Source organism: Streptomyces sp. NPDC044033 (assembly GCF_056434425.1).
The window spans coordinates 572,495-597,821 of record NZ_JBWKFF010000002.1 but is presented as its reverse complement, the minus strand read 5'-3'; the positions used below and the strand labels follow the sequence as shown (position 1 = coordinate 597,821).

The following is a 25,327-nucleotide window of genomic DNA, read 5'->3' as shown; positions in this document are numbered from 1 at the left end:
GCGGCGGCACGGCCGCCCCGGCGGACCCGGAGCAGTCGGGCCCCGCCCCCGAGAGCGCGCACCGCCCGGCGGACGCCGGGGCCCCGCCCGCCCCCGCCGCGACCATCCGGTCCGCCGTGAGCCGCCCCGCCGCACCCGCCCGGCCGGCGACCGCACGGCCCCGCACCGCCGCACCCGGCACCGGCACCGTGGGCGTGGCCACCGGCCTCCTCGACGCCTACGCCCCCGGCGACGCCCGCTTCTTCGCCTCGCCCACCAGGACCCTGCTCACCCACGGCGTACGGGCCGAAGTGCCGCACGACGACCGGCCGCTGGCACACCGCGTCGCCGAGACGCTCGAAGCCCGGCGCGCCGCGGGCGACCCCGCCCCCCTCGTCGTCGGCGCCGTCCCCTTCGACCAGGACGCGCCCGCCGCCCTCGCCGTGCCCGAGACCGCCCGCTGGGCGCCGCCGCTCGCCGAGGACCCGCTGATCGCGCTCCCCGCCGCCGCCCCCGAGGCCACCCGCTGGCGGATCCGCCCCGTCCCCGAACCCGCCGCGTACGGCGACGCCGTCGCCGAGGCCGTACGCCGCATGCGGCGCGGCGACTTCAGCAAGGTCGTGCTCGCCCGCACCCTCGAACTCACCGCGCCCGAGGACCCCGACGCGCTGGACCTGCCCGGCCTCCTCCAGCGCCTGGCCCGCCGCGACCCCACCGGCTACACCTTCGCCGTACCCTCCGGCCCCGGCCGCACCCTGCTCGGCGCCAGCCCCGAACTGCTGGTCTCCCGCCGCGGCCACCGCCTGGTCGCGAACCCCCTCGCCGGCTCCGTGCCGCGCAGCGCCGACCTCGCCGAGGACGTACGCCGCGCCGCCGCGCTGCTGGAGTCCGCCAAGGACCTGCACGAGCACGCGGTCGTCGTCGACGCCGTACGCGACGCCCTCGCCCCGTACTGCGAGCACCTGGACGTACCCGCGCAGCCCACCCTCGTACGCACCGCCGCGATGTGGCACCTGTCCACCACCGTCAGCGGCCGGCTCGACGAACCCCGGGCCTCCGCGCTGGAACTGGCGTGCGCCCTGCACCCCACCCCCGCCGTCTGCGGCACCCCCACCGGCACCGCCCGCGACGTCATCCGCGAACTCGAACCCTTCGACCGCGGCATGTACAGCGGCGTGGTCGGCTGGGGCGACGCCGACGGCGACGGCGAATGGGTCGTCACCATCCGCTGCGCCGAGGCCGACCGCGGCGCACTGCGCCTCTACGCCGGCGCGGGTATCGTCGCAGCGTCCACGCCGGAAGCGGAGACCGCCGAGACCGGCGCCAAGTTCCGTACCTTCCTGCACGCCGTGGGGGCAGACCAGTGAGCCTCGAAACACCCGCGATACCGGACGCGCCGACCTGGCCCGCCGACTACGCGGAGCGCTACCGCGACGCCGGCTACTGGCGCGGCGAGACCTTCGGGTCGATGCTGCGCGAGCGCGCCCTCAACCACCCCGACCGGGTGGCGATCGTGGACCCCGCGGGCGACGGCCGCCGCTGGACGTACGGGGAGCTCGACGAGCGCGCCGACCGGCTCGCCGCCGGGCTCCTTGCCCGCGGCATCGCCAAGGGCGACCGCGTCGTCGTCCAGCTGCCCAACGTCGCCGAGTTCTTCCAGACCGTCTTCGCGCTCTTCAGGATCGGCGCGCTGCCCGTCTTCGCGCTGCCCGCCCACCGCGAGAGCGAGATCCGCTACTTCTGCGAGTTCACCGAGGCCGTCGCCTACGTCATCCCCGACGTCAACGCCGGCTTCGACCACCGCGAGCTGGCGACGAAGGTACGCGCCGACGTCCCCACCCTGCGCCATGTGTTCGTAGCGGGAGACCCCGGCGAGCACACCGCGCTCGCCGACGTGGAGCGCGAGCCCGTCGCCGTCGAGGACGGCCCCCGCCCCGACGACCTCGCCTTCCTCCAGCTCTCCGGCGGCTCCACCGGCGTCCCCAAGCTCATCCCGCGCACCCACGACGACTACATGTACTCGCTCTGGGGGTCGAACGAGATCTGCGCGGTCGACGAGGACAGCGTCTACCTCTGCGCGCTCCCCGCCGCCCACAACTTCCCCCTCAGCTCGCCCGGCACGCTCGGCGCCCTGTACGCCGGCGCCCGCGTCGTCCTCGCCCCGCAGCCCAGCCCCGACGTGGCCTTCCCGCTCATCGAGCGCGAAGGCGTCACGATCACCGGAGTGGTGCCGCCGCTCGCGATCGTCTGGACCGAGGCCGCCGCCACCACCCGCTCCGACCTGAGCAGCCTCGACGTGCTGCTCGTCGGCGGCGCGAAGTTCAGCGAGGAGGCCGCCCGGCGCGTCGGGCCCGCCATCGGCTGCACCCTCCAGCAGGTCTTCGGCATGGCGGAGGGGCTGGTCAACTACACCCGGCTGGACGACCCCCAGGAGACCATCGTCACCACCCAGGGCCGCCCGATCTCCGCCGACGACGAGATCCGCATCGTCGACGACGAGGACAACGACCTCCCCGCCGGCGGCACCGGCCACCTGCTGACCCGCGGCCCGTACACCATCCGCGGCTACTGGCGGGCCCCCGCCCACAACGCCAAGTCCTTCACCCGGGACGGCTTCTACCGCACCGGCGACGTGGTGCGCATGACCGAGGACGGCTACCTCGTCGTCGAGGGCCGGGCCAAGGACCAGATCAACCGGGGCGGCGAGAAGGTCGCCGCCGAGGAGATCGAGAACCACATACTCGCCCACCCCGCCGTCCACGACGTGGCCATCGTCTCCATGCCCGACGACTACCTCGGCGAGCGGACCTGCGCCTACGTCATGCTGCGCGACGGCGCCGAGCCGATCCGGTCCGTCGCCGTGAAAAAGTTCGTACGGGAGCGCGGGCTCGCCGCCTACAAGATCCCCGACCGTGTGGAGTTCGTCGACGCCTTCCCGCAGACGGGCATCGGCAAGATCTCCAAGAAGGACCTACGCGCCGCCATCGCCGAGCGGCTCAGAGCGCAGACCACCACGCGCTGAGCCCCCGGCCGGGCGCCCGTACCGCGCAGCGGGCCGGGCGCCCGGCGGCACCGCAGCGCACGACCCAGCACCTGAAAGGCACCCCCATGGCACTGCCGGCCATCGCCCCCTACCCGATGCCCACCGCGGCCGACCTCCCGGTGAACCGCGTCCAGTGGACCGTCGACCCCGACCGCGCCGTCCTGCTCGTCCACGACCTGCAGAACTACTTCCTGGACGCCTTCACCGCCGACGCGTCGCCGGTCACCGAACTCCTCGCGGGCGTCGAACGGCTGACGAAGGAGTGCCGGGAGCGCGGCGTCCCCGTCGTCTACTCGGCGCAGCCCGGCGGCCAGAGCCCCGACGAGCGCGGGCTCCAGCAGGACTTCTGGGGGCCGGGCCTGCCCGACGACGAGCGGCTGAAGGCCGTCGCCGACCGCGTCGCGCCCCAGGACGGCGACACGGTGCTGACCAAGTGGAAGTACAGCGCCTTCGTCCGCACCGACCTCGCCGAGCGGATGGCCACGCAGGGCCGCGACCAGATCGTCGTGGTCGGCGTGTACGCGCACATCGGCGTGCTGATGAGCGCCTGCGACGCGTGGATGCGCGACATCCAGGCGTTCCTCGTCGCCGACGCCGTGGCCGACTTCTCCGAGGCCGACCACCACATGGCGCTGCGCTGGGCCGCCGCCAAGTGCGCGGTCGTCACCACCGCCGACCGCATCTTCGAAGGACGCTGACCCCCATGGCGCTCACCATCCAGCAGATCCGGGCCGACGTGGCCGACGTGCTCGGCGAGGACCCCGCCGACATCCCCGACGACGAGAACCTCGTCGACTACGGCCTCGACTCCGTCCGCATCATGACCCTCATCGAGCGCTGGCGCCGCGACCACGGCGCCGAGGTCACCTTCGCCGACCTCGCCGAAGCGCCGGGGATCGACCGCTGGTGGGCGCTGCTGGGGGAGCCGGCATGACCGTACGCACCCCCGAGCGGACCCCGGCGACGCCCGCCGCCCCGGAGCCGGAGGGGCTCGCCCTCACCTCGGCCCAGGCGGGCATGTGGTTCGCCCAGGCCCTCGACCCCGACAGCCCGGCCCAGAACACCGCCGAGTGCATCGAGATCCACGGCCCCCTCGACCCGGCCCTGTTCGCCCAGGCCCTGCGCCGCACGGCCGGTGAGGCCGACGCGCTGTGCGTACGGCTCGTGGAGAGCGCCGACGGGCCCCGCCAGCTGCCGCTGACCTTCGCCCCCGTGCCCCGCGCCCTCGCGCCCGCCCCCCTCGCGGCAGCCGCCCCGTCCGCCGCCGGGACCTCCGCGCCCGGCGCCTCGGACGCCTTCCTCGGACTGCCCGTCGGCAGGCAGCGCGGCGCAGGGGACCACAGCTGCGAACTCCCCTTCCCGCTGCGGGTCTTCGACGCCCGCGGCGAGGCCGACCCCGACGCCGCCGCGCGCGCCTGGATGCGCGCGGACCTCGACGTCCCCTTCGACCTCGCCGCCGGACCCCTCTTCGCCCACGCCCTCTTCCGGGTGGCCGACGACCGCTGGCTCTGGTACCAGCGCGTCCACCACGCCGTCATGGACGGGTACGGCTACTCCCTCCTCGCCCGCCGCGTCGCCGAGACCGTGACCGCCCTCGCCGCCGGCGAGGACCCCGGCCCCAGCCCCTTCGGGCGCCTCGCCGAACTCGTCGCCGACGACGCCGAATACCGCGGCTCCGACGCGTACGAGAAGGACCGCGCCCACTGGACCGAGGCGTTCGCGGACCGGCCCGAGGCCCCCTCGCCGGCCGGGCGCACCGCGCTGCCGTCGCGCACCTTCCTGCGCCGCACCGCCCACCTCGCCCCGGAGGCCACCGAACGGCTCCGCGCCTTCGCCACCGCCGTACGGGCCACCTGGCCGGACGTCCTGCTCGCCGCGCAGGCCCTGTGCACCGCGCGCACCACCGGCGCCGGCGAGGTCGTGCTGGGCCTGCCGATGATGGGCCGGATGGGCTCCGTGGCGCTGCGCATCCCCGGCATGGTCATGAATGTGCTGCCGCTGCGGCTGACCGTCGGCTCTGAGGCGACCCTGGCCGAACTGACCCGCCAGGTCGTCCTCGCCATCCGGGCCGCCCGCCGCCACCAGCGCTACCGCTACGAGGACATCCGCCGCGACCTCGGCCTCCTCGGCGAGGGCCGGGCGCTGGTCGGACCCCTCGTCAACGTCATGCCCTTCGACTACGCGCTGACCTTCGCCGGCGCGCGCTCGGACGCCCACAACCTCTCGGCCGGCCCCGTCGACGACCTCACCGTCAACGTCTACGACCGCACCGACGGCCGCGGCCTGCGCATCGACTACGACGGCAACCCCGCCCTCTACACCGAGGACGGACTCGCCACCCACCAGCGGCGCTTCCTCGACCTGCTGACCCGTATCGCGGACAGCGACCCGCACACCCCGCTCGCCGCGTTCCCGCTCGCCACCGCCGAGGAGCGCGAGCAGATCCTCGGCGAGTTCAACGACACCGCGGTGGCCGTGCCGCCGACCACCCTCATCGGGCCCATCGAGTCCCGCGCGGCCCGCACCCCCGGCGCCACCGCCCTCGTCTTCGGCGCGGAGTCGCTCACCTACAGCGAACTGAACGCCCGCGCCAACCGCCTCGCCCGCCGCCTCGCCGCCCTCGGCGTCGGCCCCGGCAGCCTCGCCGCCGTCGCCGTGCCGCGCTCCGTCGACCTGGTGGTCGCGCTCCTCGCCGTCCTCAAGGTCGGCGGCGCCTACCTGCCGCTCGATCCGGACTACCCGGCCGACCGGCTCGCCTACACCCTGGACGACGCCGCGCCGGTCTGCGTCCTGACCGACGCCGCCACGCGCCCCGCGCTGCCCCCCACCGAGCTGCCCGTCCTCGTCCTCGACGACCCCGCCTTCCGCGCGGAGCTGGCCGGGTGCGCCGCCACCGACCCCGGCCGCGCGCTCACCCCGCAGCACCCCGCGTACGTCATCTACACCTCCGGCTCCACCGGCCGCCCCAAGGGCGTCGTCGTCCCGCACTCCGCGATCGACAACCGGCTGCGCTGGATGCAGGCCGAATACCGGCTCGCCCCCGACGACCGGGTGCTCCAGAAGACGCCGTCCGGATTCGACGTCTCCGTCTGGGAGTTCTTCTGGCCGCTGCGAGTGGGCGCGACCCTGGTGCTCGCCGAGCCCGGCGGCCACCAGGACCCCGCCTATCTGGCCCGTACGATCCGCGAACAGCGCATCACCACCGCGCACTTCGTGCCGTCGATGCTCCAGGTCTTCCTGACCGAGCCCGGAGCCGGCGCGTGCACGAGCCTGCGCCGCGTCTTCTGCAGCGGCGAGGCGCTGCCGCGCGAGTGCGCCGACCAGTTCCACCACCTGCTGCCCGGCGTACCGCTGCACAACCTGTACGGGCCGACCGAGGCCGCGGTCGACGTCACGTACCACGCCTGCGCGGCGGGCGAGGAAGGGCCCGTGCCCATCGGCAGGCCCGTCTGGAACACCCGGCTGTACGTCCTGGACGCGGCCCGCGGACTCTGCCCGCCCGGCGTGCCCGGCGAACTGCACCTCGCGGGCGCGCAGCTCGCCACGGGCTACCTCGGCCGCCCCGACCTGACCGCCGAGCGGTTCGTCGCCGACCCCTTCGGGGCGCCCGGCGACGTCATGTACGCGACCGGCGACCTCGCCCGCTGGCGCCCGGACGGCGGCGTCGAGTACCTCGGCCGCACCGACCACCAGGTCAAGCTGCGCGGCCTGCGCGTCGAACTCGGCGAGATAGAGGCGGTGCTGAGCGCCGACGAGTACGTCGCCGCGGCGTGCGTCCTGGTCCGCGAGGACACCCCCGGCGACCAGCGCCTGGTGGGTTATGTGACTCCGGCCTCGGTGGATGCCGCCGCCGAGGCCGGCCCGCTCGAAACCGCCGGCGCCGTCGACGTGGCCGCGGTGCGCGACCGCCTGGCCGCCCGGCTGCCCGACTACATGGTGCCCAGCGCCCTCCTGGTCCTGGACGGCTTCCCGCTCAGCGCCAACGGCAAGCTGGACCGCAAGGCGCTGCCCGCCCCCGAGATCGCCGCCACGGCCGGGCGACCGCCCCGCGACCACCGCGAGGAGACCCTGACCCAGCTCTTCGCGGAGGCGCTCGCGCTGCCCCGCGTCGGGGTCGACGACAGCTTCTTCGACCTCGGCGGCAACTCCCTGCTCGCCGCCCGGCTCGTCGCCCGGGTCCGGGACACCCTCGGCGCCCGGCTCGCCATCGGCGCGCTCTTCCAGGCCCCCACCCCCGCCGCGCTCGCCGAGCGGCTGCACGAGGCGGGCGACGCCGAACAGGCTCTGGACGTGGTGCTGCCGCTGCGTACGAGCGGCGGGCGCGCCCCGCTGTTCGTCGTGCACCCGGCGGGCGGCATCAGCTGGTGCTACTCCGGGCTCCTCGCCCATCTCGGCCCCGACCAGCCGGTGTACGGGCTCCAGGCGCGCGGCCTCACCCCCGCCACGGCCACAGGCCGGCTCCCCGCCACCATGGACGAGATGGCCGAGGACTACCTGGCCCATATCCGGGAGGTGCGGCCGCACGGCCCGTACCGCCTGCTGGGCTGGTCGGTGGGCGGCGTCATCGCGCACACCGTCGCCGTGCGGCTCCAGGAGGAGGGCGAGGAGGTCGAACTGCTCGCCATGCTCGACGCCTACCCGTCCGACCAGTGGCGCGGCCGGGCCGGGCCCAAGGAGGCGGACGCGCTCGGCGCGCTGCTGCGCATGGCGGGGTTCGAGTTCGACGCCTCCGGGACGCTCACCCGTGAGCAGGTCACCACGACGCTGCGCACCGAGGGCAGCGCACTGGCCAGCCTCTCCGACCACACCCTGACGGCCGTCGTCGACATCGTCGTCAACAACGCCACCCTGATGCGGGAACACCGCCACCGCGTCTTCGACGGCGACGCGCTCTTCTTCACCGCCACGGCGCCCCGCGCCGAGGACTGGCTGACGAGGGACGCCTGGCGGCCGTATGTCACCGGCAGTCTGATCAACCGCGACATCGACTGCCTGCACCCGCAGATGACGCAGCCGGGCCCGATCGCCGCGGTCGCCGAGGCGGTGGCCGGCCACCTGGGGGAGCGGGGCTGACACCCGCGCGCGCCGGTCCCCGACGCCGGTATCCGCGCGCGACGGTGCGCCGGTGCGTCATCCGTACGGGCCAACGCGCCGTCGCGCGGCGCGCGCGGAAGAGGCCGCCCAGCGGCCCCGCCGGGCGGAATGGCCGGCTCCGGCCCATCCTGGAGGCGGGCGGCAGGCCGCTGGGCCCGGACACGGGCCGTCGGCCCGCGGCCCGCGCTCCGACGGGAAGGGTCACGCGATGAGCTCCAAGACCTCGACGAAGACGAGCGGCGGTACCTCGGGCGGCCGGGTCAGGGAGCTGGCGACGCCGGGCCGCCTGGTGCTGCTGGTGATCGCGGTTCTCGCGATCGTCTTCGTCTTCGAGAACACCCGGCAGGTCAGGATCCGGCTGCTGCTGCCCGAGGTGACGGTCCCGCTGTGGATCGCGCTGGCCGTGATGCTGGTGATCGGCTGGCTGGTGGGCCGCTTCGTCACCTTCGGCCGCAAATAACGGGACTGACCGTAAAAGGAAGGGACGGCCCTCACCTCCAGCGGCACTGAGTGCCACACTGGATGTGTGCTGAAACGATCTATTGACGGAACGGCTCACGCCTGGGCGGCGCTCGGCGGGGACCCCGCCCTCCCGGCGACCATCAGCTACCAGGGCCCCGATGACGTGCTCCCCGCGCGGCTGCCCGTACGGGAACTCGCGCGCTCGACCGTGGCCGTCGCCTCGCTCGCCGCGGCCGAACTCTCCGCCGCCCGCGGCGGCGGGCCCCTCCCCGCCGTCCGGGTCGACGACGGAGCCGTGGCCACCGCGTTCGTCAGCGAGCGCCACCTGCGGATCGACGGCCGCGGCAGCTCGGTCTTCGCGCCCCTGTCCCGGTTCTGGCGCACCGCGGACGGCTGGCTGCGCACCCACGCCAACTACCCGCACCACCGCGCCCGGCTGGTCGCGGCCCTCGGCCTGGACGCCGCCGCGGACGACGAGCGGCTGGTCGAGCAGGCCGCCGCCGAACTCGCGGGCCGCGAGGCCGAGCAGGTGCAGGAAGCGGTCTACGCGGCGGGCGGGCTCGCCGTCGCCGTCAGGGGGCCGCGGAGCTGGGCCGAACACCCGCAGGGCGTGGCGGTCGCCGGCCGCCCCCTGCTGTCCCTGGACCGGATCGGCGAGGCCCCGGCCCGTACGCTCGCGCCCGCGCCGTCCCGGCCCGCCGAGGGGCTGCGCGTCCTCGACCTCACCCGCGTCATCGCCGGGCCCGTGGCCACCCGCACCCTCGCGCTGCTCGGCGCCGACGTACTGCGCGTCGACGCCCCGCGGCTCCCGGAGAGCCAGGCCGCCCACTCGGACACCGGCTTCGGCAAGCGGTCCACCGTCCTCGACCTCGGCGACACCGCTGACCGGACAGTCTTCGAAGAACTGCTGGCAACCGCCGATGTGGTCGTCACCGGCTACCGGCCGGGCGCGCTCGACCGGCACGGCCTCTCGCCCGAAGCGCTCGTCGAGCGCCGCCCCGGCCTGATCGTCGCCCAGCTCAGCGCCTGGGGCCCGGACGGCCCCTGGTGCGACCGGCGCGGCTTCGACTCCCTCGTGCAGGCCGCGAGCGGCATCGCCGCCATCGAGGCGGACCGGGACGGCCACCCCGGCGCGCTGCCCGCCCAGGCGCTCGACCACGGCACCGGATATCTGCTCGCCGCCGCCGTGCTGCGCGCGGCCACCCTCCGGCAGGCGTCGGGCGGCGCGTATCTGGCCCGCCTCGCGCTCGCGCGGACGGCGGCCTGGCTGGTCAATGACCTGAGGCCGGACGCCGGTGAGCCGACCGGCGCGTACGATCCCACGCGCCGGCTCGCCGAGGCCGACGGCCCGCTGGGGCGTGTGCGGTACGCGCTGCCGCCCGTCTCCTTCGACGGCGGCCCGCGCGACTTCCCCTCGCTGCCCGGGCTGTGGGGCACCGACAAACCCGCTTGGCGGTGATCGGGCTCCTTCCTAGGATGGTCCGATGTCCGACGACGCCTATCTCATGACCGGGCCCCAGGTGGGCATCCGCCGTATCGAGCACGGCGACGGGGAGCGGTTCACGGCCTTGGCGCGGGCCAGCGTCGAGCTGCACCACCCGTGGCTGACGCCGCCCACCACGGACGCGGCGTGGGAGACGTTCTTCGGCCGGCTGGACGTCCCCGACCGCGAGGGCTTCGTCGTCTGCGAGTCGGCGACGGGCGAGCCGGCCGGGTTCGTCAACATCAACAACATCGTCCACGGCCTCTTCCGGTGCGGGGCCGTGGGTTACGGCGCGTTCGCGCCCAGCGCGGGGCGCGGCCGTATGACCGAGGGCATGGGGCTCGTACTGCGCCACGCCTTCGGCCCGCTCGGCCTGCACCGGATCGAAGCGAACGTCCAGCCCGCCAATGAGCTCTCGCTGGCGCTCGTGAAGCGGCTCGGATTCCGGCTGGAGGGGTTCTCGCCGGACTTCCTCTTCATCGACGGCGCGTGGCGCGACCACGAACGCTGGGCCATCACCAGCGAGATGATCCCGGCGGGCCCGGCCCGGTAGCTCAGCTCCCCAGCAGGTGCACCAGCCCGTCGGCCAGCTCCGTGCGCCAGCACAGATAGTCGTGCCCGCCGTTGAACTCGCGGTAGCGCACATCGTGGCCGCCCGCCTCCAGCACGTCCCGCAGGTGGCGGTTGGCCGGGAGCAGCACCCATTCCTGTTCCCCGGCCGAGAGGTGGAAGCGCACCGGCAGCTTCTCCGCGGACGCCGCGATGACGCCCGTCAGCCACTGGGCGTCCGGGCCGTCGGGCCACCAGAAGGAGCCGGACTGGGCCAGCGCGTTGCCGAAGCGGTGCGGGGCGCGGACGGCGGCGTGGGCGGCCATCAGGCCGCCCAGGCTCTGCCCGGCCAGGACCGTACGGGCCGGGTCGGCCGTCAGCGGCCAGCGGGCCTCCGCCCACGGCAGCAGCTCGTCGGCGAGGAAGTCCACGAAGCCGTCGTTGCAGGTCAGCTCCGTCCAGCGGGCGTCGCTGCCCAGGGACTCCGGGAACAGCGCGAGCAGCGGCGGAACGCGGCCGTCCGCGATCAGGTTGTCGAGCAGCGTCGCGGTCCCCAGCCCCGGCTGCCACATCTCGCCGTCGAAGAGGACGAGTACGGGCAGGTCGCGGTGGCCGCCGCCGGGCGGCGCGTACGCCCGTACCCGCCGTTCGTTGCCGAGGACGCCGCTCGCGAACGTATGCGTGGACACCGTGCCGGCCGGCACGCCGGGGCGCGGCAGCCAGTCCGACTGGGCCGGCGCGTCGGGGAGTTCGACGACGGAGACCGGCTCGCCGCCCCACCGAGGGGGAAACGAACGGGGGTTGAGGGGGTCGCGGCGGCCCTGGCCGCGCAACCACGCACCGTACGAGCTGCCTTCGAGCTCCGGCGGCCCCTGCCCGTCGTCCACGCAGAGCGTGTAGGTGGCCCGCCAGTCGCGGCGCATCCGCACCGACCAGTGCCAGATGTCGGTGCCCGGCACGCGGTCCATGAGGTTGCGGTCGAGCGCGCGCGGGTCGGCGACCTTGTTCGGCAGCACCAGCACCGCGCGCGTCGCCTCCCGGCCCCGCCACAGGAAGGTGACCACCGCGTGGTCGGCCGAGCCGGCCGGATCGGGCTCGATCAGCGGCGTGCCCGGCAGCGCACGCCAGAATCCGGCCGCGTCCGGGTGCGGCCCGAGGGAGGCGATCAGCGGGCTGCTCGCGCGTTCCACGGGCGCGGGCCGGGGGATGGGCGGCGGGCGCTTGGCCGTACCGGTCGGCGGGGCGGACACCGGCATGAACACGACCTCCGGGGCGGGGCGAACGGGTTAGGTTCACCTTACCCGTTGTGCTCCAGGCGCCCCGGCGGCCTCATCGCCCGTTGCGGCCGACCTTCTTCACGTCCATGTCAGTGGCTTCGCAGTGCAGCTCCGCATAGCCGTAACCGGCCGCGTCGAGCGTCTGGACCGCCCGCTCCTCCGCGAGCAGCGACGCCAGATCGTCGCCCTCCTCGGAGTCGGCGGTGACCAGATAGCGGAAGGCGAAGGACGTCAGATCCGACTGGTACCGCAACGTCCCGCCCTCGGTGAACCGCCACCGCGTCGGTCCGTGCGCGTCCGCCTCGGCCAGCAGCCGCTCACGCGCCTGCGGGTCCAGGTGGTCGAACCGCCCCCGCACCGTCACCCGGTAGGTGTGTTCCGTCGCCACCGCTTCCCGCCCCTCGGGTTCTGGTTTCCTTGGATCTTGGCCCGGAACCCAGGCTAACCACCGCTCTTTGCGCAACCCTGACCGGGGGCGGCCCTGTTCACCGGCGCCGGAAGCGTGTTCCATGGTCATCGGGGGGCGCCGGGCACGGCGTGCCGGAGCGCCACCGCGAGGCGGCGCCAGACGAGGAGCGAGGTTGCCGTGGCCACGACCATCCGACGTGCCGTCCTGACCCTTCCCGCCGCACCGCTCGGGCCCGAGAACCCGCTGCCGGCCCTGCTGCCGCGCGGACCGCACGGCGAGGCGCACCGGCTCGACGCCCGGCAGCGCGCCGCCCTCCCCGCCGACATGGCCCTCCAGAGCGGCTACGCGCCGCTGCGCTCCGTCCTGCCGGTCCGGCTGCGCGACGGCTACACCCGCCACCGCGCCCCCGCCGGCCTCGACACCCTCGTCATCGAGAACGACCGGCTGCGCGCCACCGTCCTGCCCGGCCTCGGCGGGCGCGTCCACTCGCTGTTCCACAAGCCCACCGGGCGCGAACTCCTCTACACCAACCCGGTCCTCCAGCCCGCCGACTTCGCGCTCAACGGCGCCTGGTTCTCCGGCGGCATCGAATGGAACATCGGCGCCACCGGCCACGGCCCGCTGAACACCGCCCCACTGCACGCCGCCCGGGTCCCCGCCCCCGACGGCGGCGAGATGCTGCGGCTGTGGGAGTGGGAGCGGCTGCGCGACCTCGTCTTCCAGATCGACCTCTGGCTCCCCGAGGGCGCCGACTTCCTGTACGCGGGGGTGCGCGTGCGCAACCCCGGCGAGCGGACCGCGCCCGTCTACTGGTGGTCCAACACCGCCGTCCCCGAGGACGCGGGCACCCGCGTCCTCGCCCCCGCCGACGCCGCCTGGCACTTCGGCTACGACAGATCCCTGCGCCGCGTGCCCGTCCCCGGCTCCGGAGACGCCGAGTGCACCTACCCGCTGAGCGGCGAGCACCCCGCCGACTTCTTCCACGACATCGAGGACGGCGCGCGCCGCTGGATCGCCGCGCTCGACGGGCAGGGCCGCGGCCTCGTACAGACCTCGACCGCCGCACTCCGCGGCCGCAAGCTCTTCCGGTGGGGCTCGGGCGCCGGCGGACGCCGCTGGCAGCGCTGGCTGACCGAGCCCGGCACCGGCGGCTACGCCGAGATGCAGGCGGGCCTCGCCCGTACCCAGCTGGAGCACGTACCCCTGCCGCCCGGCGGCGCGTTCGCCTGGCTGGAGGCGTACGGGCCGCTGTCCGCGGACCCCGCCGCGACCCACGGACCCGACTGGGCCGCGGCGCGCGCCGAGACCGAGCGCCGGCTCGAAGCCGCGCTGCCGAGCGCCGACGTGGACGTCGCGTACACCGCCTGGCTGCCGTACGCGGACACCGAACCCAAGGAGGCCCTGGCCACCGGCTCGGGCTGGGGCGCGCTGGAAGCCGAACGCGCCGGACACCGGCTGCCCGGCACCCCCTTCGACGCCGCGACGCTCGGCCCGCAGCAGGCCCCGTGGCTCGAACTGCTGCGCTCCGGCGGCCTGCCGCCGCACCCCCGGCACCTGCCGCCCGGCTCCTCGCTCGTCGGCCCGTACTGGCGCGAGCACCTGGAGGCGGCGCGGCCGACCCCGGACGTCCGCTACCACCTCGGCGTCGCCCAGTGGCACGCCGGCGACCGCTCCCAGGCCGCCCGCAGCTGGGAGCACTCGGCCAAGGACCACTGGCCGTCGCTGCGCTGCCTGGCCGTCGCCGACCAGGAGTGCGGCCACCCCGAACGGGCCGCCGAACGCTGGCTCCAGGCGTTCCGGGACGCCGGTGACCGCTGCGACGACGGCGCCGAGCAGCGGGCCGCCCTCGCCGCGCTCGGCCAGGAGGCGATCACCGCGCTGCTCGCCGTCGGCCGCGCGCGGGACGCCGCGGACGTACTCGACGCGCTGCCCCGCACCACCCGTGACCGCGGTCGCTTCCGGCTGCTGGCCGCCCGCGTCCTGCTCGCCCGCGCCGACGCGCCCGCCGCACGGGAGATCTTCGACCGGGGCTTCGAGGTGGACGATCTGCGCGAGGGCGACGAGGCGCTCGGCGACACCTGGTACGCCATCGCCGAGCGCCTCGTGGCGGGCGGTGGGCCGGTCACCGACGACGTGCGCGAGCGGGCGCGGGCCGAGCACCCGTTGCCGAGGGACTACGACTTCCGGATGCGGCCCGTGTGACGGGAGCGCTCCGATGATGGCGCAGAAGGTGCTTATCGGGCACGGAGCCGGGAAATAGTCTCGTAGACGCTCCGTACGCCCGTCAGGTGTCCGTCTCTCGCGTGCCCCTCGGGCATGTGTCCCGTCGTCAGGAGTACCGGCCATGTCCGCGCACCCCCGTCAGCAGCGCTCCGACGACAGCGCGCGGCGGCGCGGCCGGCTCAGGCCGGCGGTGGCCGCCGGGGGCGGCGGCATCCTCAAGCCGCTGCCGCCCGACCTCTTCAACGTCCGCGGCACCAACGCCGAGACGGTGCCCGCCGCCCTGCGCCGCACCGGCTACCACACCCCCAATGACCGGTTCTTCGTGCGCAACCACACCACGACGCCCCGGCTGGACGCCGATAGCTGGCACCTCACGGTCTGGGGCGGCGGACTGCGCGGCGCGCCCGTCCGCTTCAGCTACGCCCAGCTGCGCGCCCTGCCCGCCGTGACCCGCGCCGCCTGTCTCGAATGCGCCGGCAACGGCCGCAGCTACTTCACCAGCCAGCAGGGCGACGACGTCATCGGCACCCCCTGGACGCTCGGCGCGGTGGGCGCGGCCCGCTGGCGCGGCGCCCGCCTCGCGGACGTACTGCGCCTCGCGGGCATCCGGCCCGAGGCCGTCGACGTGATGCCGCGCGGCCTGGACGACCCCTTCGTCAGCGACGGCGTCGACCACGGCCGGGTGCGCCGGCCGATGCCGGTGGCCAAGGCGCTGGACGACGTGATCCTCGCCTACGAGATGAACGGCGAACCCCTCCCGTACGACCACGGCTACCCGGTCCGGATCATCGCCCCGTCCTGGGTGGGCGTCGCCTCCGTCAAATGGGTCGGCGACATCGAGGTCTCCGATCGGCCGCTCAGCTCCCCGTGGACCACCGAGTTCTACCGCCTCTTCGGGCCGGACCACCCGCCCGGCGGCGCGCCGATGACCGTGCTGCCCGTCCGCAGCGCCTGGGAGATCGACGCCGGAACGGCCCTGCCCGCCGGGGTCACGCACCGGCTCACCGGGCGCTCCTGGTCGGGCGGCGGGGGAGTGGCGCGGGTGGACGTCAGCACGGACGGCGGCGTGTGCTGGAGCGCCGCCCGGCTGTGCGACGAGCCGTGCGGGGGCGGCTGGGTGCGCTGGGAGACCGACTGGCGGCCCCGCGGCACGGGCCCCGCCGAACTCCTCGCCCGGGCCACGGACACGGCGGGCCGCACCCAGCCCGACCGGTCCGTGCCCAACACCCAGGGCTACTTCTTCGACGCCGTCGTGCGCTGCCCGGTGACCGTGGTCTAGAGACCGCCGTCGGCTACGCCCGTCACCGCGCCGGCTTGCGGTCGACGTACTCGAAGATGGAGCCGTCCGGGTGGCGGGCGACCAGGTTGCGCCCGATGGGCGTCGGCACCGGCCCCGCGATGACCTGCGCGCCCACCGCCCGCAGATCGTCGACGGCGATGTCCACGTCCGCCACCGCGATCGTCGCGGTGATCTTGCGGAGGATGGAGAGCTCCGCCTCCGGGCCGCTCATCAGGAAGAAGCAGCCGACGGCCGCGACCGAGACGCCGCCGCGCTGGAAGCGCTGCGCCTCGGCCCCCGTCAGCCGTTCGTACACACCGATCGCGGCGTCCAGATCGTTCACGCACACCCGCAGCGAGGTCCCCAGAATGTCCATACGGGCCAGCCTAGTTGGGGACGATCACACGCGGCAGAGGAGCTCGCCGTGCAGAACGCCGAACCAGCTGTCCGCCCGCCCGCCCCACTCGCGCCACGCCTCGGAGATCTCGGCCAGCTCCCCCTCCGAGGCGTGCCCGCCGTCCACCGCGATCCGGGCGTACGAGGAGGTCACGGTGCGGTCCGCCCACAGCCCGCTCCACCACGCGAGCTCCTCGGGCGTGGCATAGCACCAGGTGTCCGCCGACGCCGTGACCTCGGTGAACCCCGCCTGCCGCGCCCAGGACAGCAGCCGCCGGCCCGCGTCCGGCTCACCGCCGTTGGCGCGGGCCACCCGCCGGTAGAGCGCCAGCCACCGGTCGAGGGCCGGCGGCTGCGGATACCAGGTCATGGCGGCGTAGTCGGCGTCCCGTACGGCCACGATCCCGCCCGGCTCGCAGACCCGCCGCATCTCGCTCAGCGCCCGCACCGGATCGCCGACGTGCTGGAGCACCTGGTGGGCGTGGACGACGGAGAAGGAGTCGTCCGGGAAGTCCAGCGCGTGCACGTCGCCGACGGCGAAGTCGACGTTGTCCAGGCCGCGTTCGCGCGCCACGCCGCGCGCCTGCTCCAGCACCCCGGCCGCCGCCTCCAGTCCCGTCACGCGGCCCTGCGGTACCAGCTCCGCGAGGTCCGCGGTGATGGTGCCGGGCCCGCAGCCGACGTCGAGGATCCGCATGTGCGGCCGGAGGGAACCGAGCAGGTAGCCCGCGGAGTTGGCGGCGGTGCGCCAGGTGTGCGAGCGGAGCACCGACTCGTGGTGCCCGTGGGTGTAGACGGCGGTTTCCTGCGGCATGGCGCCCTCCTCGGCTTGGGTGAAGCGGTGCCGTCACCGTACGCGCGGATCTCGAATCGCGAGAGTGGCGTCTCATTATTCGGGCGGATGGTGATGGGCGGAAGGGGGTGCCGGCCGCTCCCGGCGGCCGGCCGCCATCCCCCTCCCGCCCATCGGTCACTCCTCCACCAGCCGGTAGACCACCAGCGCCTCGTTCTCCTTGTCCAGCGTCAGCTCCTGCGGACTCGGCATGACCTCACCGTCGAAGGCCAGATGCGTGCCGCGCCGTATCCCGCCGATCCACAACTGCCGCTCCCGCGCCGAGCCGAGCACCGGCGAGTGTTTCAACGCCCCCGTCAGCGCCGCCGTGATCAGGCGCGTACGGGCCAACCGGCCGCCGTACACGGCCCGTACGTCCAGCACCCCGTCCGCCAGGTCGTGCCGCCGCACCGGGGCCAGGCCGAGACCGCGGTAGGTGCAGTTGCCCACGAACAGCAGCCACAGCGAGCGCCGCCGCCCGTTCACCGCCACCTCGATGGGGGTCGCCGTGCGCAGCACGTGCACGGCCGCCAGCACTCCCGCCGGCCAGGCGCCGACCCGCGGCGCCCAGCGCTCCCGCACCCGCACCAGCTCCGGATACGCGCCGATGGAGAAGGTGTTGAGGAAGTACTCCCCGTCCCCGAAGCGCGCCAGGTCGACGGCGACCGCCTCCCCGCGGTTCACCGCGCGGCACGCGTCGGCGACCGTCTCGATGCCCAGGTCGTACGCGAAGTGGTTGCGCGTGCCGCCCGGCAGCACCGCCAGCGGCAGCCCGTGTCGGACGGCGGCGGTGGCGGCGGCGTTGACGGTGCCGTCACCGCCGAACACGCCCAGCGCGCCGCCGAGTTCACGCGCCCGTACCGCGGCCGCGTCCACCGCCTTGACCAGCGGCTCGCCCTCGTCCGCGGAACACTCGACGACCTCCGCGCCGGGCAGTGCCTCGCGCACCTCCTGGGCCCGGTCCGGGCGGGTCGACGTCCGCTGCCCGGAACCGGCGTTGGTGACCACCACCAGCCCGCGCCCCTCCGGCAGCGCGGGGGCGTCGGCCTGCGGCCGGGCCGGGGGCGCGAGCTGGGAGCGGGTCGGCGCGAGGCCGCGCACCGCGTAGGCCGCGCCGGCGCCGAGCGCGGCGCCCGCCAGCACATCGCCCGGATAGTGGACGCCGGTGTAGACGCGGGAGAAGCAGACGGAGGCGGCGAGCGGCGCGAGGGCCAGCCCCCACCAGCGGTTCTCGAACGCGACGCCGGTCGCGAAGGCCACCGCCGAGGCCGCGTGCCCCGACGGGAAGGAGGTCGTGAAGGGCTGCCGGGTGAGCTGCCGTATCACCGGCACCGAGTCCAGCAGGGGCCGCCGCCGCCCCACCGACCTCTTGCCCAAGGTGTTCACGGTGGCCGAGGCCGCGGCGAGCGAGACCGCACCGCGCAGCGCGGCCCGCCGGGCGGGCCGGCCCCCGAGCGCCGCGGCGCCGGCGGCGATGCCCAGCCACAGCACGCCGTGGTTCGCGCTGCGGGTGAGCCCCGGCAGCACGCGGTCACCGCCCGGCCAGTGCCGGGAGGCGACCTGGTGGAAGACCGTGCGGTCCCATGTACTCAACGGATTTCGCATGCGCGACGTGTACCCCGGCGCGCCGCTCCGATGCGGCACCGACACCGGCACCAGCTCCGGCGTCGGCCCCGGCTCGGGGCCCCGCGGCTCCCGTGCCGCGTGTTCAGGCCGAGGCGATGCCCGACCAGGTGTTGGGCGGGGCGCGGTTGATGTCGACCAGCGCCGAGCCGTGATCCTGCTCCTGGAGGAGGTCCCCGATGCTGATCACGCCGAGTGGCCGCCCGTTCTCGACGACCGGCAGCCGCCGCACGGCGTGCTCGCGCATCAGGCGCACGGCCGCCCGTACCTCCTCCTCCGGCCCGACCGTCACCGGTTCGCGGGTGCACACGGAGTGGCAGCTGACGGTGAGTGGGTCCACGCCTTCGGCCACGGCGCGCAGGGCGATGTCACGGTCGGTGAGCACGCCGAGGAGCCTCCCGTTCTCGGCGATCAGCACATCGCCGATGTCCTGCGAACGCATCAGCTGGGCGGCCTCGACCAGTGAGGCGTCTGGGGAGACCGAGGCGATCGCCGGAGTCATGACGTCCTTTACGAACTGGACCATCTCTGTTCGACCTCTCATCGGATTCTCGGTGGTTCCCTTCCGTGCTGTCCTGCCGCGGTACCCGCGACGCGCGGGCGAGCACGTCAGAGCCGGATTGCGTGAAGCGGGTACCCGACACGGCGGGATCGACACGACAGGATCGCGACGGCCCGCCGGGGTCGCACCCGCCCGGGCTCGCGGGGAGAATGGCGGCATGGCTGAAACTCGGCACAACCCGCTGCTCACCCGCCACACCGAGGCGCTCGACCTGTTCACCGAGCGGCTGCGCGCGGTCCGGCCCGACCAGTGGGACGCGCGGACGCCCTGCGCCGAGTGGACCGTCCGCGACCTCGTCAACCACCTCACCGTCGAACAGCTCTGGGTGCCGTCGCTGGTCCGTGACGGCCTGTCCATCGAAGCGGGGGGCGACGCCTTCGACGGCGACCGGCTGGGCGACGACCCCGTCGCGGCCTGGGACCGGGCCGCGGCGGCGGCCCGGGCGGCGTTCGCGGAGCCGGGCGCGCTGGAGCGTACGGTCCAGCTGTCCTACGGCGAGAGCCCGGCTGCCGACTACTGCGCGGAGATGATCACTGACGCCGTGGTGCACTCCTGGGACCTGGCGCGCGCCACCGGCGGCGATGAGCGGCTGCCGGGGGAGCTCGTCTCCTTCGCGGCCCGTCAGGTGGCACCGCACGCGGCCGACCTGGCGAAGACCGACTACTTCGCGGAGCCCGTGGAACCGCCGCCCGGCTCGGACCCCCAGACCAAGCTCCTGTGCCTGCTGGGCCGCCGGCCCTGACCCGGACGGGCCGTCCGGCGGGGCCGGTTCCGTCACCGGCCCCGATTCCGTCACCGGCCCCGATCCGGACGGACCCTGCGGCGGTCCGGGCAGCCGACCTTCTCGACCCGGTCGGCCCCGCTCAGCAGCCGGACTTCTTCATCCGGCCTGCCCCGCTCAGCCGCCGGCCTTGTCGAACTCCTGGGTGAACGCCTCACGGAACGCCTTGAGGTCGTCCGGCTTGCGGCTGGTGATCAGCGTGTTGGGCCCGCCGGTGCACACCTTGACCTGCTCGTCCACCCACGTGCCGCCCGCGTTGCGGATGTCGGTGGCCAGACTCGGCCAGGAGGTGAGGGTCCGGCCGCGCACCACATCGGCCTCGATCAGCGTCCACGGAGCGTGGCAGATCGCCGCGACCGGCTTCCCCGCGTCGAAGAAGCCCTTGATGAACGCGACGGCCCGTCCGTCCATGCGCAGCGCGTCGGGGTTGGCCACACCGCCGGGCAGCACCAGCCCGTCGTACTCCGCCACTTCGGCCTCGTCCAGGGTCCGGTCCACGGCGAACGTGTCCGCCTTGTCGAGGTGGTCGAACGCCTGGATGCGGCCGGACTCCGTCGACACCAGTTCGGGCGTGCCGCCCGTGTCGAGCACGGCCTGCCAGGGGTCGGTCAGCTCGATCTGCTCCACCCCTTCGGGCGCCACCAGAAAAGCGATCCGCATGATGCTCACTTCCTTACGCGGTGCGTGTGTGGATCTCCTGCGAACGTCGGGTCCCCTACGAACGTAGGCGAGGCGCGGACTTCCCGACACTCGGCGGTGTCCGGACCTCGCAGGCACGGGTGTCCGCGACGGCGGAGAAGGAAACCCCGTTTGGACCCCGCGCGGCGGGGCACCCGAAAGTATGTGCTTCGGACTGGAGGCACGCCCGTGGGAGCGGAGTTTCGCTCCAGGCGTGTCCTGTCCGCCTCGTGTCGAGCGCTCCCGCGGTGCCACCACCCACTCACCGCCGAGGGAGACCAGCGATGGCCACCGCGATCACGGTACGCACGCACCGCCGCCACCCCCATGACGACGCCCCCGACACGATGGACGACTTCCGACGCATCATCGCCATGCCCGACGGCCCCGAGAAGGACGAGCTGAGGCAGCGCGTCGTACGCGCCTGGATCCCGATGGCCGAACGCCTGGCGCGGCAGTTCCGCAACCGCGGCGAGTCCGTCGAGGACCTTCAGCAAGTGGCCCTGCTCGGCCTCGTCAAGGCGGTCAAGAGGTACGACCCGGACCGCGGCACCGCCTTCGAGAGCTTCGCGGTGCCCACCATCGTCGGCGAGGTCAAGCGGCACTTCCGCGACCACATGTGGGGCCTGCACGTCCCGCGCCGCGTCCAGAACCTCCGCAACCGGGTGCGCACCGCCACCCACGAGCTGACCCGCTCGCTCGACGGGCACGGCCCCAGCGTCGCCGCCCTGGCGAGCCACACCGGCCTCACCGAGGAGGAGGTGCTGGTCGGCCTGGAGGCGATGGAGAGCTTCACCACCCTCTCCCTCGACGCCGAACTGCCCGGCGCCGAGGACGGCTACTCGCTCGCCGACACCCTCAGGTCGCCCGAGCACGGCTTCGACCTCGTCGTGGACCGCGAATCCCTCAAGCCCAAGCTGCGCGCCCTGCCCGAGCGCGAGCGGAACATCCTCTACATGCGGTTCTTCTGCGACATGACACAGAGCCGCATCGCCGATCAGCTCGGCATCTCCCAGATGCACGTCTCCCGGCTGATCAGCCGCACCTGCACCCGCCTGCGCCGCCAGGTGCTCCAGGAGGCCGCGTGAACCCGGAGCACCCAGAGGCACGCGGGGAACCCGGGGAATCCCGGCGGCGTCAGGAGGCGGCCCCGGCGGCGTCCCGGCCCCGGGAGGGTTCGACGGCGGCGACGGCCAGCGCCACATGCCGGGATATCCGGTCCACCACCCCCGCCTCCGCCATCTCGAACGCGTGCCGCCCGCCCGAGCGCAGGAGCGTCAGCGCGCCCCGTACCGGTGACGCCGGGCCCGTGCGCAGCGGTACGCACACCAGCGAGGTGACCTCCGCCCGGACCAGCAGCGCGGCCCCCTCCCGGTCGCGGCCGAAGAGTTCGGGATCGTCCGGGTGCACCTGGAGCGCCGAGGTCCCCGCGGCCGTCGCCTCGACCACCAGCGGGCAGTCGGCCGGGTCCCCTTCGGCCACCGCGGCGCGGAGCCCCTCCGCCTGGGCCGGGCCCAGTACCGCCACCCGGTGCAGCGTCCCGCCGTCGTTGAGGTCGGCCACCACCCAGTCCGCGAACCGGCCCTGCAGTACCCGCGCCACCCGCTCCAACAGCTCGGCCGGGCCGCTCGCGTGCCGGTCCAGCAGCGCGGTCGCCATCGTGTCGAGGAGGTCCATCAGCTCCGCGTGCCGGGTCACTTCCGTCAGGTACGGGCCCGCCGCGGAGTTGTGGGCCGCGGCCTCCGCGGCGGTCGGCGCGGGGCCCGGCTGTTCGCCGTCGGCGGCGGGCTGGAACACGGCCAGCACCGCGTTCCGCAGCTCGCCCGAGGGCCGCAGCGCCGTCAGCGTCACCCGCAGCGCCGCGCCCGCGCGGCCGCCGGGCAGGTGCACCAGCAGGCTGCGGGCCCCCTCGCCGCGGGCGACCGCCGCGACCTGACCGCGCAGCGCCGCCCGGCCGTCGTGCCGCAGCGAACCCGTCAGCCGCCGTCCCGTCGCGAACCCCGGACGCATCCCGAACAGCTGGGTCGCCGCGAAGTTGAGCCGCCGGACGACCGTCTCGCGGTCGAGCAGCGCCACCGCCATCGGCATCCGCTGGAACAGCGCGCGCAGCAGCTGCTGTTCCTGCCCGCTCTGCCCGCGCACGCTCTCCGTGCCGTGCGCCGCGGCGGCCAGCTTCTCGTACCGGGGCCACAGGACGTCCGCCGCGTGCTCCAGTTCGAACAGCGCGGCGTCCAACGCCGACAGTCGTTCCTGCGCGGGCAGCGCCCGCGCAGAGCGTAATTCGTCGACGCGGCTGCGGAAGTCCGCCAGTTCCGCCCCGAATTCCTCAGCCCCGGTCATGGGCATACGTTAGCCCGCTCGGGTGACGGCCAGCCGAGCAGATCCGGCCGGTTGTTTTCCCCCCTGCCCGCCCTCCGCTTGTTTCCGGGGAGCGGAGGGCGGGCAGCGGACAGGTAGGGCACGGGAGGAACAAATCGAACCGAAGGGACTGATCCAGCCCATGCCGGACCGTATGAGCACCTCATTGGCGCAGGTCGCCGTCGCATCCGAGTACGGCGCGGGATCGCTCGACCGCGGCCTCGCGCACCTCGCCGAGCAGGCCGCCTGGTGCGCCCCCGACAGCTGCGGAGCCACCGTCACCGCGGTCACCGACGGCACCGACGAGGCGTCCACGGCCGCCACCCACCCGGACCTGTCGACCCTGGTGTCGGCGCAGTTGGAGTCCGGCGAGGGACCCATACCGGCGGCCCTCGACACCGGCCGGGAAGCCGCCGCGGACGATCTCCTCCACGACCGCCGCTGGCCCGGCTTCCGCGCCCGCGCCCTGGACGTGGGCGTGCGCTCCAGCGCCACCCTGATCTTCAGCCGCGAGGCCCTCACGGTCACCGTCAGCGTCTACGGCTTCCGTCCGGGCCCGCTGCGGCAGGAAGTCCACGAGGCCACGGAGATGCTCGGCGACCTCGCCCTGACCAACTTCGTCCGCGACCGCCGCTACCGCCGCGCGCTCGCCGAGGTCGACCAGCTCGACACGGCGCTGCGCCGCCGGCCCGTCGTCGACCAGGCGTGCGGCATCGCGATGTACGTCCTGGGCTGCGACGCGGAGGAGGCGTTCGACCTGCTGCGCCGCCACTCCCAGCGGTCCAACCGCAAGCTCGCGGAGCTCGCCGAGTTCGTCGTGCGCACTCGCGGCCACGGCCTCGAAGGCGAGCTGCGCAAGCTCCGCCGGGACGCCGCTCCGGGCGCGGCCGAGGCCCCGCCCGCCGCCGGGCCCACCGCGGCGGCCCGTCCGACGGGGCCCTGACCGGCGCGTCTCCTCCGGCCACGTGTCATCCCGCGCCCGTACCCGCGGGGTCTGCGAAGGTGGACGGGTCCGCACTCTGCTGACGGCCCGTCCACCCACTCGCAGCCGGAGGTCCGGATGCAGCCCATCGCCCCGGCTCTGTCCGCGCCCGGGAGCGGGCTGCCCATCCTGGCGGAACTGGCCGAGCACCTCGCCGCCGCGGCCGGCCGCAGCGAGCCCGAACCGGCCGGGGGAGGCCCCGCGCTGCACGCCGCCGCCTGCGGATACTTCGCCCGGCGCGGCCTGTGGACCGACCCGGGCCAACTGATCGCGGCCCCCGGCGCCCAGCCCCTGCTGCTCGCGCTGTTCGCCTCCCTCGGCGGCGATGTGCTGCTGACCCGCCCGTGCGCGGCCTGGTACGCGCCCGTGGCCCGCCTCGCCGGCGGCGCCTCTTACCACGTGCCCGTGCCCGCCGAGTGCGGCGGCGTCCCCGATCCGTTCGCGCTGCTGGAGACCGTACGGCGGATCCGCGGCGAGGGCGGCAGGCCGCGCGCCCTGGTGCTGTCCGTCGCCGACGACCCCACCGGTACCTTCGCGCCGCCCGAGACCCTGCACGAGGTGTGCGAGGCCGCCGGAGCCGAGGAACTGCTGATCATCAGCGACGAGACCTGGCGGGACACCCGGCACGACGCGCACGGCACCATGCTGATCGGCCCCGCCGAGATGTGCCCCGACCACACCGTCGTCCTCACCGACCTCGCGGGCTCCCTCACCCCCACCGCCTGGCCCGCCGCCCTCGCCCGCCTCCCGGACACCGAACAGGGCCGGGCCCTGCGCGCCCGTACGCTCTCCGCCTGCACGGCCGTACGGGCGCTGCTCGCGCCCCCGGTCGCCGCGGCCACCGCCCACGCGCTCGACGAGCCGGCACCGGTGCGGGCCCGGACGGCCGCCGCCGCCCGGCTCTTCGGGGCGCTGGCCACCGCCGCGTACGGCCGCCTCACCCTCGCGGGCGCGCTCTGCCGGCCACCGCAGGCCGGCCCGTTCCTCTACGCCGACCTCGGCGAGCTGCGCACCGCCCTCGCCGCGCGGGGCATCACCGACTCCGTCGAGCTGGAGGACCACCTCAGCGCGCGGCTCGGCTGCCATGTCCCCGGCGGCCACCGGTTCGGCGACGCCCCCGACGCCCTGCGCGCCCGTTTCTCCCCGCTGGCGCTGCTGACCGGCGACGTGGCCCGGCAGCGGGCCCTGGACGCCGCCGAGCCGCTGGAGTCGCCGGACGTCGCCCGGGCGATGGCCGTCTTCGGGGTGGCCCTCGGGGAGCTGGCGGGGGGCTGAGCGGGGGCGGTGCCGCGGTCTCAGCGGTGCCGTGTTGGCTGA

The 25,327-nt window shown here is 74.9% G+C and carries 22 protein-coding genes; 14 read left to right on the top strand and 8 right to left on the bottom strand.

Translation table 11 applies throughout. The annotated features are described in order from the left end of the window. Positions 1-104: 104 nt before the first annotated feature. From dhbC to AC07AB_RS06180, 8 genes are all read left to right on the top strand, one after another. On the top strand, positions 105-1,346 hold the full coding sequence (dhbC, locus tag AC07AB_RS06215) for an isochorismate synthase DhbC (RefSeq protein WP_478561578.1): 1,242 nt from the start codon (positions 105-107) through the stop codon (positions 1,344-1,346). Continuing rightward, on the top strand, positions 1,343-3,001 hold the full coding sequence (locus AC07AB_RS06210) for a (2,3-dihydroxybenzoyl)adenylate synthase (RefSeq protein ID WP_478560830.1): 1,659 nt from the start codon (positions 1,343-1,345) through the stop codon (positions 2,999-3,001). The genes dhbC and AC07AB_RS06210 overlap by 4 nt, the downstream gene beginning before the upstream one ends. A gap of 86 nt (positions 3,002-3,087) precedes the next feature. Then, positions 3,088-3,720 carry an isochorismatase family protein gene (locus AC07AB_RS06205; protein ID WP_478560827.1) on the top strand — a complete coding sequence of 211 codons (633 nt, stop codon included), beginning with the start codon at positions 3,088-3,090 and terminating at the stop codon, positions 3,718-3,720. A gap of 5 nt (positions 3,721-3,725) precedes the next feature. Continuing rightward, the gene (locus AC07AB_RS06200; protein ID WP_478560825.1) at positions 3,726-3,956 is read left to right on the top strand and encodes a phosphopantetheine-binding protein; all 231 of its coding nucleotides are present in this window, start codon (positions 3,726-3,728) and stop codon (positions 3,954-3,956) included. Next, entirely contained in the window at positions 3,953-8,095 is a 4,143-nt protein-coding gene (locus AC07AB_RS06195) for an amino acid adenylation domain-containing protein (protein WP_478560822.1), read from the top strand. The genes AC07AB_RS06200 and AC07AB_RS06195 overlap by 4 nt, the downstream gene beginning before the upstream one ends. 229 nt (positions 8,096-8,324) lie before the next feature. Next, a complete protein-coding gene (locus AC07AB_RS06190; RefSeq protein ID WP_478560819.1) occupies positions 8,325-8,576 on the top strand; it encodes a LapA family protein in 252 nt (83 codons plus the stop codon). A 66-nt stretch (positions 8,577-8,642) separates the two neighbouring features. Continuing rightward, positions 8,643-10,037 carry a CoA transferase gene (locus AC07AB_RS06185; RefSeq protein WP_478560816.1) on the top strand — a complete coding sequence of 465 codons (1,395 nt, stop codon included), beginning with the start codon at positions 8,643-8,645 and terminating at the stop codon, positions 10,035-10,037. A gap of 25 nt (positions 10,038-10,062) precedes the next feature. Continuing rightward, positions 10,063-10,614, top strand: coding sequence for a GNAT family N-acetyltransferase (locus AC07AB_RS06180; RefSeq protein ID WP_478560813.1), 552 nt, complete (start codon positions 10,063-10,065; stop codon positions 10,612-10,614). A 1-nt stretch (position 10,615) separates the two neighbouring features. Here the strand turns inward: AC07AB_RS06180 and fes are convergent, their stop codons facing one another. Together fes and AC07AB_RS06170 are read right to left on the bottom strand one after the other, a co-directional pair. Then, a complete protein-coding gene (gene fes, locus AC07AB_RS06175; RefSeq protein WP_478560810.1) occupies positions 10,616-11,866 on the bottom strand; it encodes an enterochelin esterase in 1,251 nt (416 codons plus the stop codon). Between the two features lie 73 nt (positions 11,867-11,939). Further along, entirely contained in the window at positions 11,940-12,275 is a 336-nt protein-coding gene (locus tag AC07AB_RS06170) for a DUF6204 family protein (RefSeq protein WP_478560807.1), read from the bottom strand. A 198-nt stretch (positions 12,276-12,473) separates the two neighbouring features. On the opposite strand from AC07AB_RS06170, the gene AC07AB_RS06165 reads away from it, so the two are divergent. Together AC07AB_RS06165 and AC07AB_RS06160 are read left to right on the top strand one after the other, a co-directional pair. Then, the gene (locus AC07AB_RS06165) at positions 12,474-14,498 is read left to right on the top strand and encodes a DUF5107 domain-containing protein (protein ID WP_478560804.1); all 2,025 of its coding nucleotides are present in this window, start codon (positions 12,474-12,476) and stop codon (positions 14,496-14,498) included. Between the two features lie 142 nt (positions 14,499-14,640). Continuing rightward, entirely contained in the window at positions 14,641-15,798 is a 1,158-nt protein-coding gene (locus tag AC07AB_RS06160) for a sulfite oxidase (RefSeq protein WP_478560802.1), read from the top strand. A gap of 22 nt (positions 15,799-15,820) precedes the next feature. On the opposite strand, the gene AC07AB_RS06155 is transcribed toward AC07AB_RS06160, so the two are convergent. The 4 genes from AC07AB_RS06155 to AC07AB_RS06140 form a co-directional block, all read right to left on the bottom strand. Continuing rightward, positions 15,821-16,174: a VOC family protein gene (locus AC07AB_RS06155; protein ID WP_478560799.1), complete on the bottom strand. Its 354-nt coding sequence runs from the start codon at positions 16,172-16,174 to the stop codon at positions 15,821-15,823. Positions 16,175-16,198: 24 nt separating this feature from the next. Continuing rightward, complete coding sequence (locus tag AC07AB_RS06150) at positions 16,199-17,008, bottom strand: class I SAM-dependent methyltransferase (protein ID WP_478560796.1); 810 nt, start codon at positions 17,006-17,008, stop codon at positions 16,199-16,201. Positions 17,009-17,164: 156 nt separating this feature from the next. Then, entirely contained in the window at positions 17,165-18,631 is a 1,467-nt protein-coding gene (locus tag AC07AB_RS06145; RefSeq protein ID WP_478560793.1) for a phosphatase PAP2 family protein, read from the bottom strand. Between the two features lie 103 nt (positions 18,632-18,734). Beyond that, a complete protein-coding gene (locus AC07AB_RS06140; RefSeq protein ID WP_478560790.1) occupies positions 18,735-19,175 on the bottom strand; it encodes a CBS domain-containing protein in 441 nt (146 codons plus the stop codon). 193 nt (positions 19,176-19,368) lie between these two features. Between AC07AB_RS06140 and AC07AB_RS06135 the strand changes: the two genes are divergently transcribed. Continuing rightward, positions 19,369-19,953: a TIGR03086 family metal-binding protein gene (locus AC07AB_RS06135; protein WP_478560787.1), complete on the top strand. Its 585-nt coding sequence runs from the start codon at positions 19,369-19,371 to the stop codon at positions 19,951-19,953. Positions 19,954-20,109: 156 nt separating this feature from the next. Here the strand turns inward: AC07AB_RS06135 and AC07AB_RS06130 are convergent, their stop codons facing one another. Then, positions 20,110-20,652, bottom strand: coding sequence for a type 1 glutamine amidotransferase domain-containing protein (locus tag AC07AB_RS06130; protein ID WP_478560784.1), 543 nt, complete (start codon positions 20,650-20,652; stop codon positions 20,110-20,112). 302 nt (positions 20,653-20,954) lie between these two features. Here AC07AB_RS06130 and AC07AB_RS06125 point away from each other — a divergent pair, with 302 nt between their 5' ends. Further along, positions 20,955-21,758 carry a SigB/SigF/SigG family RNA polymerase sigma factor gene (locus AC07AB_RS06125; RefSeq protein WP_478560781.1) on the top strand — a complete coding sequence of 268 codons (804 nt, stop codon included), beginning with the start codon at positions 20,955-20,957 and terminating at the stop codon, positions 21,756-21,758. Positions 21,759-21,807: 49 nt separating this feature from the next. Here the strand turns inward: AC07AB_RS06125 and AC07AB_RS06120 are convergent, their stop codons facing one another. Then, positions 21,808-23,010 (bottom strand): PAS domain-containing protein, encoded by a 1,203-nt coding sequence (locus AC07AB_RS06120; protein ID WP_478560778.1) that lies wholly within the window; start codon positions 23,008-23,010, stop codon positions 21,808-21,810. 172 nt (positions 23,011-23,182) lie between these two features. Between AC07AB_RS06120 and AC07AB_RS06115 the strand changes: the two genes are divergently transcribed. Further along, positions 23,183-23,971: an ANTAR domain-containing response regulator gene (locus AC07AB_RS06115; protein ID WP_478560776.1), complete on the top strand. Its 789-nt coding sequence runs from the start codon at positions 23,183-23,185 to the stop codon at positions 23,969-23,971. 117 nt (positions 23,972-24,088) lie between these two features. Continuing rightward, positions 24,089-25,285: an aminotransferase class I/II-fold pyridoxal phosphate-dependent enzyme gene (locus tag AC07AB_RS06110; RefSeq protein WP_478560773.1), complete on the top strand. Its 1,197-nt coding sequence runs from the start codon at positions 24,089-24,091 to the stop codon at positions 25,283-25,285. Positions 25,286-25,327: the final 42 nt, after the last annotated feature.

Bases quoted from the DNA above. Each gene is read 5' to 3' on its own strand.
- AC07AB_RS06205 (WP_478560827.1), top strand. From the start codon at position 3,088: ATGGCACTGCCGGCCATCGCCCCCTACCCGATGCCCACCGCGGCCGAC.
- AC07AB_RS06200 (WP_478560825.1), top strand. From the start codon at position 3,726: ATGGCGCTCACCATCCAGCAGATCCGGGCCGACGTGGCCGACGTGCTC.
- AC07AB_RS06195 (WP_478560822.1), top strand. From the start codon at position 3,953: ATGACCGTACGCACCCCCGAGCGGACCCCGGCGACGCCCGCCGCCCCG.
- AC07AB_RS06190 (WP_478560819.1), top strand. From the start codon at position 8,325: ATGAGCTCCAAGACCTCGACGAAGACGAGCGGCGGTACCTCGGGCGGC.
- AC07AB_RS06180 (WP_478560813.1), top strand. From the start codon at position 10,063: ATGTCCGACGACGCCTATCTCATGACCGGGCCCCAGGTGGGCATCCGC.
- fes (WP_478560810.1), bottom strand. From the start codon at position 11,866: ATGCCGGTGTCCGCCCCGCCGACCGGTACGGCCAAGCGCCCGCCGCCC.
- AC07AB_RS06160 (WP_478560802.1), top strand. From the start codon at position 14,641: ATGTCCGCGCACCCCCGTCAGCAGCGCTCCGACGACAGCGCGCGGCGG.
- AC07AB_RS06155 (WP_478560799.1), bottom strand. From the start codon at position 16,174: ATGGACATTCTGGGGACCTCGCTGCGGGTGTGCGTGAACGATCTGGAC.
- AC07AB_RS06150 (WP_478560796.1), bottom strand. From the start codon at position 17,008: ATGCCGCAGGAAACCGCCGTCTACACCCACGGGCACCACGAGTCGGTG.
- AC07AB_RS06145 (WP_478560793.1), bottom strand. From the start codon at position 18,631: ATGCGAAATCCGTTGAGTACATGGGACCGCACGGTCTTCCACCAGGTC.
- AC07AB_RS06140 (WP_478560790.1), bottom strand. From the start codon at position 19,175: ATGGTCCAGTTCGTAAAGGACGTCATGACTCCGGCGATCGCCTCGGTC.
- AC07AB_RS06135 (WP_478560787.1), top strand. From the start codon at position 19,369: ATGGCTGAAACTCGGCACAACCCGCTGCTCACCCGCCACACCGAGGCG.
- AC07AB_RS06130 (WP_478560784.1), bottom strand. From the start codon at position 20,652: ATGCGGATCGCTTTTCTGGTGGCGCCCGAAGGGGTGGAGCAGATCGAG.
- AC07AB_RS06125 (WP_478560781.1), top strand. From the start codon at position 20,955: ATGGCCACCGCGATCACGGTACGCACGCACCGCCGCCACCCCCATGAC.
- AC07AB_RS06120 (WP_478560778.1), bottom strand. From the start codon at position 23,010: ATGACCGGGGCTGAGGAATTCGGGGCGGAACTGGCGGACTTCCGCAGC.
- AC07AB_RS06115 (WP_478560776.1), top strand. From the start codon at position 23,183: ATGAGCACCTCATTGGCGCAGGTCGCCGTCGCATCCGAGTACGGCGCG.
- AC07AB_RS06110 (WP_478560773.1), top strand. From the start codon at position 24,089: ATGCAGCCCATCGCCCCGGCTCTGTCCGCGCCCGGGAGCGGGCTGCCC.